22 protein-coding genes and 1 pseudogene are annotated in these 16,690 nt (G+C 28.6%); 20 read left to right on the forward strand and 3 right to left on the reverse strand.

All coding sequences use genetic code 11. The features are described 5' to 3' along the window. From B3630_RS02260 to B3630_RS02275, 4 genes are all read left to right on the forward strand, one after another. Positions 1-188, forward strand: a 188-nt coding sequence (locus tag B3630_RS02260) for an NUDIX hydrolase (RefSeq protein WP_414632991.1), incomplete at its 5' end; no start/stop codon positions are given. Between the two features lie 260 nt (positions 189-448). Then, positions 449-2,350 carry a S41 family peptidase gene (locus B3630_RS02265; RefSeq protein WP_346895170.1) on the forward strand — a complete coding sequence of 634 codons (1,902 nt, stop codon included), beginning with the start codon at positions 449-451 and terminating at the stop codon, positions 2,348-2,350. Positions 2,351-2,463: 113 nt separating this feature from the next. Continuing rightward, positions 2,464-2,943, forward strand: a complete 480-nt coding sequence (locus B3630_RS02270; protein ID WP_346895172.1) for a GNAT family N-acetyltransferase — start codon at positions 2,464-2,466, stop codon at positions 2,941-2,943. Between the two features lie 635 nt (positions 2,944-3,578). Beyond that, on the forward strand, positions 3,579-4,118 hold the full coding sequence (locus B3630_RS02275; RefSeq protein WP_346895174.1) for a GrpB family protein: 540 nt from the start codon (positions 3,579-3,581) through the stop codon (positions 4,116-4,118). A gap of 406 nt (positions 4,119-4,524) precedes the next feature. On the opposite strand, the gene B3630_RS02280 is transcribed toward B3630_RS02275, so the two are convergent. From B3630_RS02280 to B3630_RS02290, 3 genes are all read right to left on the reverse strand, one after another. Then, positions 4,525-5,010 carry a hypothetical protein gene (locus B3630_RS02280; RefSeq protein ID WP_346895176.1) on the reverse strand — a complete coding sequence of 162 codons (486 nt, stop codon included), beginning with the start codon at positions 5,008-5,010 and terminating at the stop codon, positions 4,525-4,527. Positions 5,011-5,289: 279 nt separating this feature from the next. After that, positions 5,290-5,703 carry a RidA family protein gene (locus B3630_RS02285; protein ID WP_346895178.1) on the reverse strand — a complete coding sequence of 138 codons (414 nt, stop codon included), beginning with the start codon at positions 5,701-5,703 and terminating at the stop codon, positions 5,290-5,292. 175 nt (positions 5,704-5,878) lie between these two features. Then, a complete protein-coding gene (locus B3630_RS02290; RefSeq protein ID WP_346846882.1) occupies positions 5,879-6,148 on the reverse strand; it encodes a CD3324 family protein in 270 nt (89 codons plus the stop codon). Positions 6,149-6,711: 563 nt separating this feature from the next. Here B3630_RS02290 and B3630_RS02295 point away from each other — a divergent pair. The 16 genes and pseudogenes from B3630_RS02295 to B3630_RS02370 all read left to right on the forward strand — a co-directional run bounded on the left by B3630_RS02295 (position 6,712) and on the right by B3630_RS02370 (position 16,342). After that, positions 6,712-7,083 (forward strand): hypothetical protein, encoded by a 372-nt coding sequence (locus B3630_RS02295; protein ID WP_346895180.1) that lies wholly within the window; start codon positions 6,712-6,714, stop codon positions 7,081-7,083. 122 nt (positions 7,084-7,205) lie between these two features. Further along, entirely contained in the window at positions 7,206-7,343 is a 138-nt protein-coding gene (locus B3630_RS02300) for a hypothetical protein (protein ID WP_346895182.1), read from the forward strand. A 52-nt stretch (positions 7,344-7,395) separates the two neighbouring features. Then, positions 7,396-7,944 carry a hypothetical protein gene (locus B3630_RS02305; protein WP_346895184.1) on the forward strand — a complete coding sequence of 183 codons (549 nt, stop codon included), beginning with the start codon at positions 7,396-7,398 and terminating at the stop codon, positions 7,942-7,944. A gap of 267 nt (positions 7,945-8,211) precedes the next feature. Next, positions 8,212-8,430: a hypothetical protein gene (locus tag B3630_RS02310; protein ID WP_346895186.1), complete on the forward strand. Its 219-nt coding sequence runs from the start codon at positions 8,212-8,214 to the stop codon at positions 8,428-8,430. Positions 8,431-8,689: 259 nt separating this feature from the next. Next, positions 8,690-9,448, forward strand: coding sequence for an APH(3') family aminoglycoside O-phosphotransferase (locus B3630_RS02315; protein WP_346895188.1), 759 nt, complete (start codon positions 8,690-8,692; stop codon positions 9,446-9,448). A 72-nt stretch (positions 9,449-9,520) separates the two neighbouring features. After that, positions 9,521-9,904 (forward strand): hypothetical protein, encoded by a 384-nt coding sequence (locus B3630_RS02320; protein WP_346895190.1) that lies wholly within the window; start codon positions 9,521-9,523, stop codon positions 9,902-9,904. A 65-nt stretch (positions 9,905-9,969) separates the two neighbouring features. Continuing rightward, a complete protein-coding gene (locus tag B3630_RS02325) occupies positions 9,970-10,539 on the forward strand; it encodes a GNAT family protein (protein ID WP_346895192.1) in 570 nt (189 codons plus the stop codon). 320 nt (positions 10,540-10,859) lie between these two features. Continuing rightward, positions 10,860-11,063 carry a hypothetical protein gene (locus B3630_RS02330; protein WP_346895194.1) on the forward strand — a complete coding sequence of 68 codons (204 nt, stop codon included), beginning with the start codon at positions 10,860-10,862 and terminating at the stop codon, positions 11,061-11,063. Positions 11,064-11,075: 12 nt separating this feature from the next. Then, entirely contained in the window at positions 11,076-11,720 is a 645-nt protein-coding gene (locus tag B3630_RS02335) for a hypothetical protein (RefSeq protein ID WP_346895196.1), read from the forward strand. A 361-nt stretch (positions 11,721-12,081) separates the two neighbouring features. Further along, positions 12,082-12,561, forward strand: coding sequence for an NUDIX domain-containing protein (locus B3630_RS02340; RefSeq protein WP_346895198.1), 480 nt, complete (start codon positions 12,082-12,084; stop codon positions 12,559-12,561). 264 nt (positions 12,562-12,825) lie between these two features. Further along, positions 12,826-13,191 carry a hypothetical protein gene (locus B3630_RS02345; RefSeq protein ID WP_346895200.1) on the forward strand — a complete coding sequence of 122 codons (366 nt, stop codon included), beginning with the start codon at positions 12,826-12,828 and terminating at the stop codon, positions 13,189-13,191. Between the two features lie 67 nt (positions 13,192-13,258). Then, entirely contained in the window at positions 13,259-14,203 is a 945-nt protein-coding gene (locus B3630_RS02350; RefSeq protein ID WP_346895202.1) for a phosphotransferase, read from the forward strand. Positions 14,204-14,265: 62 nt separating this feature from the next. Next, on the forward strand, positions 14,266-14,589 hold the full coding sequence (locus tag B3630_RS02355; RefSeq protein WP_346895206.1) for a manganese catalase family protein: 324 nt from the start codon (positions 14,266-14,268) through the stop codon (positions 14,587-14,589). A 243-nt stretch (positions 14,590-14,832) separates the two neighbouring features. Beyond that, a pseudogene (locus B3630_RS02360) lies at positions 14,833-15,243 on the forward strand (VOC family protein). Between the two features lie 155 nt (positions 15,244-15,398). Next, positions 15,399-15,806, forward strand: coding sequence for an HIT family protein (locus tag B3630_RS02365; protein ID WP_346846845.1), 408 nt, complete (start codon positions 15,399-15,401; stop codon positions 15,804-15,806). A 149-nt stretch (positions 15,807-15,955) separates the two neighbouring features. Next, complete coding sequence (locus tag B3630_RS02370) at positions 15,956-16,342, forward strand: GNAT family N-acetyltransferase (RefSeq protein WP_346895204.1); 387 nt, start codon at positions 15,956-15,958, stop codon at positions 16,340-16,342. Positions 16,343-16,690 lie beyond the last annotated feature (348 nt).

A 16,690-nucleotide genomic window follows, 5' to 3' on the forward strand; every position in this document is an offset into this window, starting at 1 on the left:
CTAATAAGCCAAACCATATAGATGCCTGTGCAATTATTAAGTCTAATAATAAATTTTTTTTAGAAAAAAGAGCAGATAGTAACCGTTGGGCGCTAATGGGCGGAGGTTTGAAAATTGATGAAAGTTTAGAAGAAGGAATAATTAAAATATTTTACTTACCAAGATCTAGAAAAATTAAATATTGCTGAAACACATAGACATATAATTAAAGAGTATTTTTCATCAATAATAAGTTAACTGTTGATTTTTTAAAGTGAGCACATTTCAAATAACCTAACAAAAATTATAATATATTACATAAATGTTTTTCATATTAGTTACTATGTTGTATAGTGTTTTTATGGTATATTTATAATACTATAGACAATATTGTATATAATTGTACTTTATCAAAGATAAAATCTTATTGAAAAAGATTTTAAAGTACTAAAGAATGTAGGTGGAAAGTATGAAAAAAAAAGAAGTTAAAATCAATGTATTTAGTAAAAAAGTAATAATTAGTTTTATACTTATAGTTATGGGTCTAACATTTGTAGCTTGTACTAGTTCAGATAAAACTGAAGAAAAGAATCTTAAAAGATCCCAAGATACAGAGTTTGCATCAGATAGTGGAGTTAGAATAGAAAAATTAAGTGAAGTTCAACAGAAGAATTTGCATACTTTAGCAAAGGTCTGGGGATTTACTAAGTATCGTCATCCAGAGATTACAGCAGGGAATATTAATTGGGATGCAGAATTATTTAGAGTTATGCCAAAGGTGCTTGAGGCTACTACAAAGGAAGAAGCTGGAGATATCATGGCTACATGGTTAAACCAGTTTCCGTTTCAAGCCAATACACTTAGTAAAGAACAGGAAGAGCTATATCGTAAAGTAAAAGAGAAGGCATATTTAGATATAGAATATTCATGGATAAAGAATAGACAAGTCCTTGGTAATAACCTTGCTGACTATGTTGAAAATTTATCAGAGGTAAAAGTAACTGATAATGACAATGGATATGCTGTATTTGAAGAGGATATTATTAATGTATCCTCAGATTCTTTTATGAACAATTCTATTAAGTATGAAGATACAGGAATGAGATTACTTGGGTTGTTTCGTTATTGGAATATTATAGAATATTTCTATCCATATAAAAATCTCATGGATGAAGGTTGGGAGCAAGTACTTTATGACAAGATTCCTGAGTTAGCACTTCAAAGTGATAAGGAATCATATGTATTATCCATTGCAAATCTTACCACATATATTCATGACTCTCATGGCTTTTTTAATGATAACTTTAAGGTGCTAGCACAACACTTTGGAGCATACAAAGCAAAAGCATCAATATCTAATATAGATGGTCAAATTGTCATTGCCGGCAGGGAAGATAAGTCCCCTTTAAAGTTAGGAGATATTGTGGTATCCATTGATGGAACTTCTATAGAAAAAATAATAGAAGAGTGCAACAAATATATATCAGTATCAGATAAAAATCGTTTTACAAATGCTTTTGAATATTACCTTTTGCGTTCTACAAAAGAAATAGCTGAAATAGAGGTAATAAGAAATGGTGAAAAGTTAAGCTTAAATGTTCCATGCTATTATAATAGGGATTATGATGTAAAAAAACTAGGTCAAGATGAGAAAAGCGGCTTCCTGGGAGACAAAAAAATAGGCTATCTTAATATAAGTACACTTGAAAGTGGAGACTTGGATAAATTAATGAAAAAATTTAAAGGGACAGAAGGGTTGATTATTGATACGCGATTCAATAATGCAAATATAAGTGAATATATAAAATTTATTAATTATCCTATAGGTGAATATATAAAACCTGAAATTTCTGAATATCAACAATTTTATTCAAGTAATAGTTTCGAACCAGGGAAATTTATCAAATCAACAAGCAATAGTTCAGGAAGAGGATTCATAGAAAAGCAATTGGACAAAGGTATAGATTCAACTACATTTAGCAAAATATTTGATAATGGCATTATTAGAACCTCATTAGGAAAAGTAAAAGATAGATATCAGTATAATGGGAAGGTAATAATACTGATGAATGAATGTACCCAAAGCTACTTGGAGACAATGGTTATGTCTTTTATGGATGCACCAAATACAACGGTAATAGGAACTACTTCTGCAGGAGCTAATGGTAATATTATGGACATTACACTTCCAGGGTGTATACAGACATCTATATCAGGGCTAGCAGTAACATATATGGATGGAAGTCAGACACAAAGAATAGGTCTTAAACCTGACATAACTGTAAAACAAACTGTGAAAGGAATTGCAGAGGGTAAGGATGAAGTTATAGAAAAAGCAATAGAGTTAATCACGAAACCAGAGGGTAAATAGCAATACTGCAAAATAAGTAAGAAAAATATGCCACCTTGTGGTGAATGTGGTGAATTTATTCATGAAAGTATCACATAGTAATGTAAATGGAAAATTTTCTAGAGGTGTACAAAATGAATTTGAGATTGGCAGATTTTACAGAAATATATGCAAAAGAAGTTTGTAGTTGGAAATATGACGATATATATTCTATATATAATTATCCAGGATGGGATAAAGTATCTAATGAAAAATGGGGTATTACAATAGAAGAAAAGAGAAAGAGTGAATTTAATGCTGTGATTGATGATTGCAATTTCTTATGTGGATACATAAGATTACTGGATAAAAATGAGTGTATTTTTATTGGAATTGGCTTAAAACCATCTCTATGTGGACAAAGATTAGGAAAGGTCTTAATGGAAATAGTAAAAGAACAATGCAAGAAGATATATCCAGATAAAAAGATTGCTTTAGAAGTTCGATCTTTCAATGAAAGGGCGATTAAATGCTATAAAAGTGCAGGGTTTAATGTAGTAGATACTTATAGGAAAGATACGCCCCTTGGTTATGGAGAATTTGTTAGAATGGAGCTTCCTGAACACTCTTCTTAATAGAGTTCCTAATAAAAACTATTGTAGTTTATAGGATTTTATTTTACAATCAGCCTTAGATAAATATAATATCAAGGCATAGAGTGACCCAATATTTAAACTTTAATTTGTATTATTTTAGAGCATCTCTATATAGAGGTGCTTTTTTCATATACATACATTTTATATGCCTGTTAACTGCATATCAGCGAAATGTAGACAATATTGGGATGAGAATATATTTGTAATACCTGAATATTGTTTTGCAGTTAATATTAACAATAACCATATAGAATTATCATTAGAACATACTGAATATTTTTGGGGGACATATCAAGAGGTTTTTAAAAAGTTATATTGGGAAAGTAATAAAGTTGCACTATTTGAACTAAATAGTAGAATTGAAACAAACTTATTTTAGATTAATAAATTTGCAAATTTAATATATTGTCTATAAGTCATATAAGAAATTAAAATTTTAAAATTATACCCTTACCTAGTTTAAAATACATATAGGTATATACTTAACTATTTAATATAGGTAAAAATGCATATATAGACCTATTTAAATATAAAAACATGAACCAGTTTAACTCTAGATATATTTAACTATTAAACTAAAATATTTAGTGCATCTCTTTAAGGAGGTTAAATAAATGCTTGGATTAGCAAGAGGAACCGTTAAGGTTGTTCCATATAGTTTTAATTGGAAAGAGATTTATAAGGAAGAAGAAAAACTATTGTATCGTTTGTTAGGCGAAACTGCTATAGACATACAACATGTAGGAAGTACATCAATAGAAGGACTTGATTCAAAACCAATTATAGATATTGCTGTAGGAGTTAAATTATTGGATGATGTAGATAAGCATAGAAACTTATTAGAAGCAAATGGATATCAATTTAGAGATAATGCAGGGATTGAAGGTCGTGTAATGTTTGCTAAAGGAAGGGAAGATTTAAGAACTCATTATTTGCATATAGAAATAATTAACGGAGAACTGTGGAAAAATCACATCTATTTTCGTGATTACCTTAGGCTAAATAAGGAAGCCGTTGAGGAATATTCAAGGCTAAAGAAGAATTTAGCTGCAAAATATACTAATGATAGAGGTTCATATACAAATGCAAAGAATGAATTTATTAATTCTATATTAAAAAAGGTAAAAGAAGAGGTGGACTTACAGGCTCTTTAGTAAGGAATACATAATAGGATGGAGTGTTGGTGCTATGATGCAATGCTTATAGTATTATATTTCTCCAGACAAAGATTATCCAGAGTTTATTTATGAAAAAGGACTAAGATGTATAGACAATTTTGCAGTTGAAGTACACTATAAAAATACTGATTCACAAAATAAAAGTATTGAAAAATATCTAAGAGAAAATGGAAAGATGGTATATACTACACAACAGCAAAGTGCAATAATTGTTGATTTTTCATAAAATAATAAATTGGATTTTAATTATATTGCGAACTAAAAATACCGTATATTCAGTTTTGAATAGTACGGTATTTTCATAAAATATTTGATTTTATTTTTAGTGAGCTATTTATATCTTTTACAGCTTTACATTTCAATTACTTCACTGTAACTTTCATTACAAGTTGGAGGTTGATTTTAATTTAATGGGTATAAACGCTTCCATTTGTGCCCATCCTTGTGCTTTTATAATCTCTGGTGGTGTAATAATATGTCCCATACCATAATGATTTTGACGGATATCCAGTTCGAAAATATCAGAATTCTTAATATATTCCAAGGCTTGCTTATATAACTTACCACGTGTTTCTTCATCTCCATCTTTGAAGAAATAAGTTACATAGTACCCGCCTTCAAAATCAACAATTTCATTACTTCCATCATCCATATCATCACTCAATGCCCACCACCATACTAGGCCTTGTTTTTCTTCATCAAAACACAAAAAATCTCTGGGCATAAAACTATCTCGTTCAGATGGATTAATTGCAGAAAAATACTTATTGAACTTTCCTAAAATACCGTTAGGGGAAAAGTTATATTCTTTATCTATCCCAGATGACGCTGCTTTGAACGGTGGCAATGATATTATCCTAAAATCCATAAAAATACCTCCTGTTATTTTTTATCTATTGATTTAAATACGCTTGCTTTGATCATATTATAACATATTTCCCAACACCGTACTATTCAATTTTCAAAGAGCAATTTATATAAAGATGTAGCGTTGTCCTACATACTTGGTCTAAATTTATTTGAATTACCATGTAAAAAACACTGTAAAATTCAAATTTGAGTAATACAGTGTTTTAATAAATCCTTCATTTTTTCAGTTGTTACGCTAAATAAGAATGGTGTAAATAAGTTAACCTCTATACTTCAATCATTTTGAATTATTTTCTACTGCCGCTACTGATTCAATTTCTACCAATTGATTTGTATATCCTAATACTGTAACTCCAAATAAGGTGCTTGGAACATCATGGCTACCAAACTCTTTTCTTATTGCTTCCCATGCTGTTACCAAATCTGACTGGTTTTGAGATGCTACAAGAACTCTTGTATAAACAACGTCTTCTAAAGTAGCCCCACAGTCCTTCAGTGCTTCCTTCAAATTATCTACACAAAGTTTTGCCTGAATCTCATAATCACTCGAATTAGGTACTTCTCCATCTCTATTAATGGGACATGCGCCCGCCAAAAATAATAAGTCCATTCCTGAAGGTATACGTCCAGCATAAGCATAATCTACTGGAGCTAAATTTGTAGAATGAATTAATGATATTTTTTTATTCATTTGACTCTCTCCTTTTGTTCTAATATCTACGAGAATAATTACAAATTCATTTTTGAAATGAATTTTATGTTCAATATCATTTTAAAGCTTCTGTATTTTTAAAGAAAGATAATAATCGTTTCTATATCATCTTTTATACAAAAGCTACCACACATATAAGAGTGGTAGCTTTTGATTACTTATCCTTTTTATATACAATTTTCTTAATACTACTATATGAAAGGAAGAATTCTTCAGCAAGATTGCTAATTGATTGCCCACCTATATATTGGTTTAATATTTTTGCATTTCTAGCTTTTATATAATCGCGGCTTTTAGATTTTTCACCCCATTTTTTTCTCTTTTCAGGAGGTGAAGGGACATATATATATTCACCTTGAATATACTTTTGAATTTCTTTAACTAAATCATCTGGTAATATTCTATCAATTCTTACATATTTCATAAAGCTCACTTCCTTAAATTTATTATTTAATTAAGGAAACAAAGCCTGTATATGTATGAATTTATTTAAGAACAGCGACTAAATATCTATCTCTGTGCAAATTGTCGCCCAAACTCATACTTACAGACTTTGCACAGAGTATTTTAAGCATTTTTCTATCCATGAGATTAATATTCATGATATCACACTCCCTATTTGTATTAAGTCAATTATATTATTTATTAAGACGATACGCAATTTTTTACTATTTTAACTTAAATAATGGTAATTATAGCACATTACACTATGCTACATGGTTATTTTTGTGATAAAAGTAAAATATCTTATTTTTAAAGCTGTATTATTCAATTTTCAAAGATCAAATTTTCTTAATTAGTTCGCAATACCTACATATGACCAGGGGTAATTTCACTTTAAAATTAAGAAGATTCTGATTGAAATATTTAATAAATTTATTAATAATGATATTTTGAAAAATTAGGTTATACTTGCTTATATTCATGTATAATTATTTTATAGGTGATGTGTAATTATAATAAATTGATCGAAGGAGATTAAGAAATATGAAACTGAATAATTTCTTTAGACATACCCCATTAATAATAGGTATTGTATTATTTATGGGACTGTCATATATAAAGCTATTTACAGCTAAAATAACGTTTGTTAATGACCCAACAGTTGTTATTGTTAAAACTAATGATATTCAACTATTAAATAACTCTTATAAGGTTAATACAGAAAATGCGTTATCATGGTATAAATCAAAGAATTATAAGGTTTTGCATGCTGATGAAATGGGACATATATGGCAATATACTCATTCATTTATGATAAAACTATGGTGGATAATCACTTTTTCTATTTTAATATTATTAATCCTTTATATTTTAAGGAAAGGGTTAAATAATAAAAAATATAATAATAATTTGTAATCTAATTTAATGCTAAATAAGGAGGTGTTGAGAAATTGAAGTATCCAAAAATAGTGTTTGGGGTTTTAGTTATTATTGTGTCATTACTACACATAACAGGGATTTAGGAGAATACGCCCATTATGTTTCTATTGGCTTCCTTAGTAACTATTTTTAATTCATGGGATAGTTATAAGAATAATAGAAACATAGAAGCAGTTATGCTATTTATTGCTGCAATTTTTATAGGTTTAGTAGCTATTAGTATGCTATTATTCTAATGGATAAAATAAAAATAGAAATTATAATATTTATTTTTAGGAAGTGATAGTATTGAGTATATTGGGATACAATCGCATTATTATTGTTGGTAATAATGGTAGTGGAAAAAGTTTTTTATCTAAAGAATTGTCTGTTATCACGGGGTTGCCACTTATTCATCTTGATGTTGAGTTTTGGCGTCCTAATTGGGAACAACCTCCGAAAGAAGAATGGATAAAGAAGCAAATGGAACTTACATCAAAGGTAAAATGGATAATTGAGGGAAATCATACTGACACAATGGAATTGCGATTTAAAGCAGCCGATTTAATAATATTTCTTGATATAAACCGATTCGTATGTTTGGTTAGTGTATTAAGAAGAAATGGTAAAAAGCGTTCAGATATACCCCAATATCTTGAAGAAAAACTTGATAAAGAGTTTTTACGTCTTTGTAAAGGCTTATGGAGTTTCTCTAAAATGCGTAAACATACTATAATGAATTTAAATAACAAATATCCTAATAAACCGTTTTTCGTTATTGATAGCAGAAAAAAAATGAAAAAGTTGTTAAAACTATGGAGAGATGAAAAAACTAAATATATTAATCCTGAACTGTAAGCATAATACTAAGTAAAGTTAGTTCATCATTCTTGTATAATGCAACAAGTATTGCATAAGTGATTGGATTAGAAGGGGAGCCTTTAAGGTTGTTTCATATAGTTTTAATTGGAAAGAGATTTATAAGGAAGAAGAAAATAAAGATCTTAGAGAGTAATCTAAAATTAATTACGCAGATATTTACAAACGGTTACATAATAATGAAAATTATGGTATAATAAAATAAGTTATAATTGCATCAAAAAATGAGTTATGAGAGGATATTTTATGAAAAATCAACTTAAATACTTTTTATCAGGGATTATAATAATATTATTTAGTTCACCTATAGGTTATTTTATGATTAATACAATCTACGCTAATAGAAATCTATCTGGTGAATATACTACTTTACTAAATGGTTTTATACATTCAATAATGACAATTGGTGTTTTAGTATTTTCTGTAGGAGTAATAAATATTTTTATTAGTGAAAAAAATAAATAGACAATTTGTTTATAACTTTCAAATAAAGTCCAGCAATTATTGCTGGACTTTGCTAATATCCCATACTATAGAAATATAGTTTTTAATAATTAAGTTTTTAAAGATTTTTTTAAATTTACTCTTGATAATAATACAATTACGACTTAATTAGAATGTTCCTATATTACCAGTATTTACACAACATATAATCACAAGAATAGACTTAAATGAATATGTAAAGCTAGATATTTATATAGAAAAAGGATTGGTGGGAAAATATATGTATTTACCAAATAAGTTAGAAAAAATACTTGAAGGTATGCACTTTGAAGTAGATAAAGAAGGTATGTCGAAAGCAAAAGTAATTAAGTGCTTTGATATGGAAAAATCTTATTATTTAAAGATAGAAAAGGTTAATGATGAAGTGATCAGAGAATATGAGATGTACCAGTGGTTGTATGGAAAACTATCAGTACCAAAAGTGATTTATCGTGTGCTAGAAGATGACATTTCTTATGTGCTAATAGAGAATGCAAAAGGTCAGATGCTAGAAGATGAAGCATATAGAAAAACTCCAGAAAGATTAGTTCATTTAGCAGCCATTGGTATAAAGAAATTGCAGAGTGTTGATATCACAGAATGTAATTTTAACAGTAGAATAGAGGAAAAATTAGAAAAAGCAAAATACAGGATTGAACATAATTTGATAGGAAGAGTGGATAGAAATAAATATACGGAAGGCCTTGAAACATCTAAGGATGTATTTAATTATCTCCTAAGGAATAAGCCGGTAGAACAATTAGTGTTTACACATGGAGACTATTGTTTTAACAACTATTTTACAGATGGTAAAGATATTACATCCTTTATAGATTTAGGACGAGCAGGAGTTGGCGATCTATATCAAGATATTGCATTATGTGTTCGTCAGTTAATGGATTTTGATTCAAGATATACAGATATGTTGTTTGAAGAATTAGAAATAAAACCTGATTATGCAAAAATAAAATACTATATTTTATTAGATGAGCTATTCTAATTATGTATAAATTGCGGAGTGCAAATTACAAAGCAGGGTTATCTTATGAATACAAGTATTAGGGGGAGAATGTTGGCGAAAATCAAATTGCAAGACTTAATAACAGTATTAAAAAGTGATGTAGCAAATTATAATTCATGTATTGAAATGAACTTTTGTATTGATGATGACACAGAATATGAAGATTGCTGGCTCGGGAAAATGCCAGATAGAGATAATCCAGGTAAAGAAGTATACTGGTATGGATTAACATCAGATTGCTTACAAGCCTATGATTATGATAAATTAGAGGACATTTTAAATTCTAAAGTATTTCATGGTAAAAGTTTGTGTGATGTCATTGAAAAAATAACTTGGTATTCATTAGATGGATGTAGTGTAGAGGAAAGATTACCCGATTACCTTGATGATTATGCAATAAAATCAAAAAGGTCTGCACCTATATATGAAATATAGAGATGTATTAGAATGTTATATGAAATTAGATTAGCAGAGGAAAATGAAAAAGTGGGGGGATAAGAATGGAAAATATAGATATAGAAAAACAAATACAACGTATATTAAAAGGAGAATCTATAGAACTTGTACCTGTAACTGAAGAACATATAGAATTTATCTGTGATGAAGAAAGTAATGAAGAATTATGGTGTTATGAGGAACATGTTGAGACTGACAAAGATCGTATTCGAAAGAAGTTTATTAAGCGAATTGAAGAAAATGATGTTTTTGATTTTATAGTTAAACGAAGTTCAGATGGGGTACAGATAGGAATAGTTTATATATGGGAATGTATTCCTTCACGTAAGAGCTGGGAAATTGGATATGTTATCTTGCCTGAGTTTCAAGGTAATAGTTATTGTTTAGAGAGTGTACAGCTTTTACTTTCCTTTGCATTTAATGAATTGAAAGCTCATAAGGTATTAGGTATGTGCCATTGCGAAAATAAAAAATCTGCATTTATAATGGAAAAAGCAGGTATGTCAAAGCAGGGTGTATTTAGGGAAGAGTATCTATGTGGAGGTAAGTGGGTCGACCAATTCTATTTTAGTATGCTGGAGCGAGAATATCATAATAATTATAAGGAAGGTTAATATATCACAACAGTGTTTCTAAATTTAACAATCAGTATTAGATGAAAATCTATGTATGTTTTAAAGGATTGTCTGGATTATTTAGGAATAGAATTATCTAATGGCTTTGATTAAAAATTAAAGCTGTTTTTTTCAAGCATATCTCTGGAAGGGTGTTTTTGTATTCTGAAATACTTTATTGTAATTGTTCTATAATAAGTATTATAATTATGATTGTATATGAATAATTGTAAATTAGTACGAACATTATTCAATCAAATAAGAGAGATATACATTGAATAAACCCTAATATATATTGAAAATTTTAAGGTGATAAAAGAATGAGGATATTTCAAACATGTTTTTTTATAATTGGAATCATATTCTGGTTAATAATGGGACTTATAATAGCACTAAATTCTAATTGGCTTTTAGGCATTAAAAAAAATGCAACGAAAGAAAAATATAGATATAATTATTTAGAAAGTTTTTCTAAGAGAAAAAGATGGGAAATAAGTAAGGTTAGTCCGTGGAAAGTTATTTGATTTATAATCGTTATGGGCATAACAATTTACTTTCTTAAACCGAACTTTCTTGATATTCCTCAATTAATAACTGGAAAACTAAATTATGTCACTGGGGAAGTAGTAGAAATAAAACATTATGGCAAAAACCCAACAGACTATGTTTATCTGTCTACAGGAGAAGAGGTTAAATTTTTCTTTTCATCTGGTGTAAGTAAATATGAATTTTATAAAATAGGATATCTAACCCATACCCTTAAAGCAATTTATTGTGAGAAAATCGTTTTGGGCAGTAATAATGAAAAGACTGGAAAAGTTATAGGGTTTCCTTTTAAAGATATCTTGTTGTTCCTTGCTATACTAGGTGCAATATTCTTTTTAGCAGTTATTTCACCATTTATTAAATTGAAAGTATTCATACCAACAAATATAATTGCCATTCCGACATTTGCTTATTATTTTACGAAATATGGAATGCAAAATGGTATTTGGTTTTCGGTTAAAAATGAAGGCATGCTTGGTTCAATTATAGGCATTATATTTTCATTAATGATATTTTTTATATATTTATTTGAAAAACGAATGTCTGATGATTTCTATAAAACTTATTTTTTGGCTCAATTATTTTCGATTTGTGAATTAGGATTACTTATATGTGTAGTGTTTAATTTGGACTAAAATAAACTAATACTAAAAGAATATTTTTGAACTATATATCAAATAACTATTTTATAGTATTGCTCGGTTTTCAAATGACAAGTTAAAATCTAATTGCGTTACAATATTTTTATATTACTTATAAGTCATGTGACATATTAAAATGAAAAAATTATATCCTTGCCTAGTTTTAAATATAAATAGGTATATACTTACCTATTTATATAGGCGAAAATGGTGCGAGTATATTTTTGTAGACAAAATACCGTATCATAAATAATGATGTATTTACAAAACATGTTATGATAAAAGAAGAAAATATTTTTTTAGTGTCAGACAAAGAGTATTTTAACAACTAGTTAGTTTTTTTATGGAGGTAAAAATGAGCATTAGAAGTGCAGCAAAAGCAATTATTATAGATAACAATAAAATTTTATTAAACAAGTGCTTTGATGAGAATAATGGGAATTATTATTCATTGCCAGGTGGAGGACAATATATATATGAAACTTTACATGAGGCTGTTATAAGAGAATGTCTTGAAGAAACAGGATACAATGTTGTACCAATAAGATTTTCTGCTTTATATGAAGAAATATGTGATATCTCTAAAGCACGAGAGTTATATCCTGAATATATTCATAAAATGTATCATATTTTTATATGTAAATTAAAAGATGATAAAACTATTAATCCTACAGAAATAGATGATATGCAACTTAAAAGTGAATGGATTGATATAAATAATTTAAAGGAAATATATTTATTACCTAGTTTTTTAAATGATAATATTTTTGAAATGATAAGTAGTGAGAATCCAAAGTTTTTCGGTTCAGAACATATAGCTTATAATCACGGTTAAAATATTTTTGTAATGAGCAAATAATCAAAATCTGATTTCATGTATAGTTAATGACCCTGGGTGGTAAGAACGAGTGAATGCTAAAGCTAACTACACCAATGATAAAGTTATTTGGCCTGAATCATTTAAAATTGAAGTTGCAAATATATGAACGAAGATTACTAATATAAAATCTTTTGTGATATACTCTCAAGCATGGTAATCTTATGAAGGTTAACCTAGTGAATAAAAATAATTAATAGACGAAAAAAGGAGAGCACTAACATGGAAAATGTATCAGATGAATGTAAAATGGAATCAATAAAATCCTTCCAGTCAACTATCAGTAAATCCGAAAATGCTTTAGCTCAGATGACAGAGAAAGGGTCAAATACTACCTTATTAAAGAAACGACTTATAGCTCTTCACATTGGGTTGGCAATGTTAGAAAAAGTTTGGAATAAAATACCCCACAATTATAATGAGAAAGAATTAGTTGAAGCTGGAAATGTTCTTACTGGTTTACTCCCATCAATTGAAAGAGTTTATGTTAAGTCTAAGGTTGGAAGTTCTCAAAGAACGCTTTTAGAAAGAAGGATTAAATCATTGGAGCTAGCTATTCAAGCCATTGACCATTATTCCAATGAATAAATTATCTATTTTCATAGGTAGTTTAGGTTTTATAGATTGAATTCATAGAACAAAAGGGGGATATCCAATGAAAGGGGTATATACAGAAAAAATAAGAGACATAAACCATATAAATACGTTGAAGAGTGTTCTTGATGCAATCAATGTAACACTTTCACAGAAAATTAATATTGAACATTTTCACGATAACGGAGAAGGTGTAGACAGGGCATACAATGTCTATAAAATAATATCAGACGATAAGACATATATTTTGAAAAAGTCAGATAAATATGAGGTAGAAGTTTATAAAAAATTTCTTGAGAATAAAAATCTACCTGTGCCAAAACTTGAGGGGTGGGCTTATATTAACAACGTGAAATGGATATTAATTGAATATATTGCTGGAAGGGATTTACGAATATTTAATGAAGATATGGCTTATGGATGTGCTGACAGCCTTTCTCGTATTTTTAATATGTACTGGCAGGAAAATGACTTTAAAGATAATGAGTTAGACAACCGATTTGAAAGATATTGGACAAGAATAAATAAAAGGTCAAAATGTCTTATAAATAAGCAAAAACTATCTTCAGCATATGATATTTTTTTAGAAAGACAGTTAGTATGTCCACGCACCTTATGTAATGGGGATTTCTTACAGTGTAATGCAATAGAAGACAATGACGATATTGTTTTAATAGACTGGGCCTTTGCAGGTATTATGCCTTATTCTTTGGATATTGCGCGTTTAATATCCCACGGTTCAGAGAAGTTATTTCCTTTTCCATTTTATATGACAGATAAATATATAGAGATTTTCCTAAAAAGCATATATGATAAATTGTTATATAAACCTGATTACAAACAGTTTCTTTGGGATGTGACACTTTCACAGCTAAATGAATGTATTGAGTTTATTGAAAGAGAATTAAATGATGAATCTCTTGAAAGAGATGAAGGTTTCACTTATTATTATAAAAATGCAGAGGCTTTAGCTGATATTATTTTAAATGGCAAAGACCAATTTTAGAAAGAAGAATGAAATCATTGGAATTATATGTTTAAGACATTAACCATCCTTCCAATGAATAAATTACAGTAGAGAGACCTAATCCTCAGTACGCAGTATTAATGCAAAAACAACTAGGAGGAGGAAATGGTGAGTTAAAAACAGCTATGCAGTATATTTCTCAAAGCTTTAGAATAAAGGATCCTGAAATAAAGGACTTATTCTTAGATATAGGATCTGAGGAACTTAGCCATATGGAAATGGTTGCACAAACTATAAATCTTTTGAATGGCCATGATGTTAATAATAGTGAAGATTCTAAGTTATATTTTGATTTATCAACTCCAGGACCTTCTCATGAAGCTTCAAATCCAACACCACCTTCCTTTGAAAACCCTAGAAGATAATAGCATTTTAAATATCGTATTATTCATAAGTGAATTATGCGGTATTTTTTTGTGTGACTTAACTAATAGGAAAAATTAATTAGACGCTGACTAGAGAACCTATTTATAGAAGTAATTTTTACAAATATTAAAATACATTATATAGTATTTATGCTACAATAAGTATATAAAACTGTAAATGTAAGTGACTAATTATAATTTATGATAAATTAAAAGATTATTTGAATTAATGGAGGTATAACAATGAAATTCGGAGCAATTGGATTATATGTGAATAACATGGAAACCATGGTTAAATTTTATAAAGATGTAATGGGATTAAATTTAAATTGGGATGGTAATGGATTTACAGCTATTGAAATGTAAGGACAAATTCATCATTTTATTTTATGCACAAGAGAAGGTTTTGAAGAATCTATACCTGAGGTATTTAATTGGAATAAAGGCATAAATGGCAATATAGAGCTTTGTTTTGATGTTCCTAACTATTCTGATGTAGATATAAAATTTCAACGTGTTATAAATGCAGGAGCAAAGCCGGTTTATAAACCTACTACTGAATCTTATGGTATGCGAATTTGTTATGTTTCAGATCCAGAAGGAAACCTTATTGAAATATGTTCAGGTAATGACGATACCTACAGTGTAGAATAATTATAATTTGAAGTGATGTTAGTGTGTAGGTATTGCGAAGCAATTAATAAAAATGTTCTTTGAAAAGTGAATAGTAAGGTATTTGAAAAATATGTTATAATTAACTCATAATTGTATTATAATAGGAAAGTTTAAGAATAATTAAGGAGGTAACTATGGATTGTATATTTTGTAAAATTGTAAAAGGTGACTTACCATGTAACTTAGTATATGAGAATGATTTAATTATGTGTTTCTTAACTATAGAGCCAATAAATGAAGGTCATGTACTTATAATTCCTAAAAGCCACTATTTAGATACTGATGAAATTCCAACTGAGGTAGTAACGTCTATGATGGTATTATCTAAAAGAATTGTTAAGGTAATTAAAGAAAAGTATTCTCCTGATGGCTATAGTGTAATGCAAAATGGTGGAGAATTTAATGATATTGGACATTACCATATGCATGTTTTTCCAAGATATAAGGGAGACGGATTTGGGTGGACATTTAGTGATAAAAAACATAATTTTTCACAAGAAATAGCCAAAGAATTAAAAATAATGCTTGATAAAGAAATTTAAAACAAAAGTGGACAAGTTTAATATATAATCAACATAAAGAAGCGTGTTGCAAAAAATTCTGCAACACGCTTTTAAATTGGGAGGATTATTTGTGAATAAGAAAAAATTATTTGGGGAATAGTTATTTTAATTTTTTTTGCTACAATTGTATGGATTATCTGTTTGCAGAAAAAGGTGTGTATTCTTCGGAAGAAGTGCAAGATATTAGAACGAAGTTAGAAGAATATTTTACTCAACACCTTAACAAGGGATTTATTGCTATCATTGCCGAGAATGAAAATGAAGTATTAGCAACTGCATTTATGTCAATCGTGGAAAGACCTCCAATAATAGCGTTTTCATCATATCTTGTCGGTACGATATACAATGTTTTTACATACCCTCAATATAGAGGAAAAGGCATTGCAACGAAAGTTATGACTGAACTTTTATCGGAAGCAAAGCTATTAGGCGTTGCCGCAGTTGATTTAATGGCGACTGAAAAAGGGAAACCATTATATGAAAATCTCGGATTTCGAGTATCAAATTATACATAAATGAATAAGTTTCCTCTAACACCCGCAAAATAATGATAATCAGAAGTTATATTTTCAGAAATGACGTAACAAATTTATAATTTAATGACTTATTTATAATGTTATATTATGGTAATCAAAGTTCCTAATATAGACTATTGTAGTTTATAGGTGCTTATTGTATTTTGATACATTTTATTGTAATTGTGCTATAATAAGTTTACATGTTTATGATTATATATGAATTATTATGTTGTATTGTGCATAGCATTGTATATTTTAAATATTGGAGGATGGAACAAAATGATTGAAGCAAAATTTTATTATAAAAATGAAAATGCACCTAAACCTAATAAGCCAAACCATATA

This window comes from Clostridium sp. UBA7503 (assembly GCF_002477055.1).
Taxonomy (GTDB): Bacteria; Bacillota; Clostridia; order Clostridiales; family Clostridiaceae; genus Clostridium_J; species Clostridium_J sulfidigenes.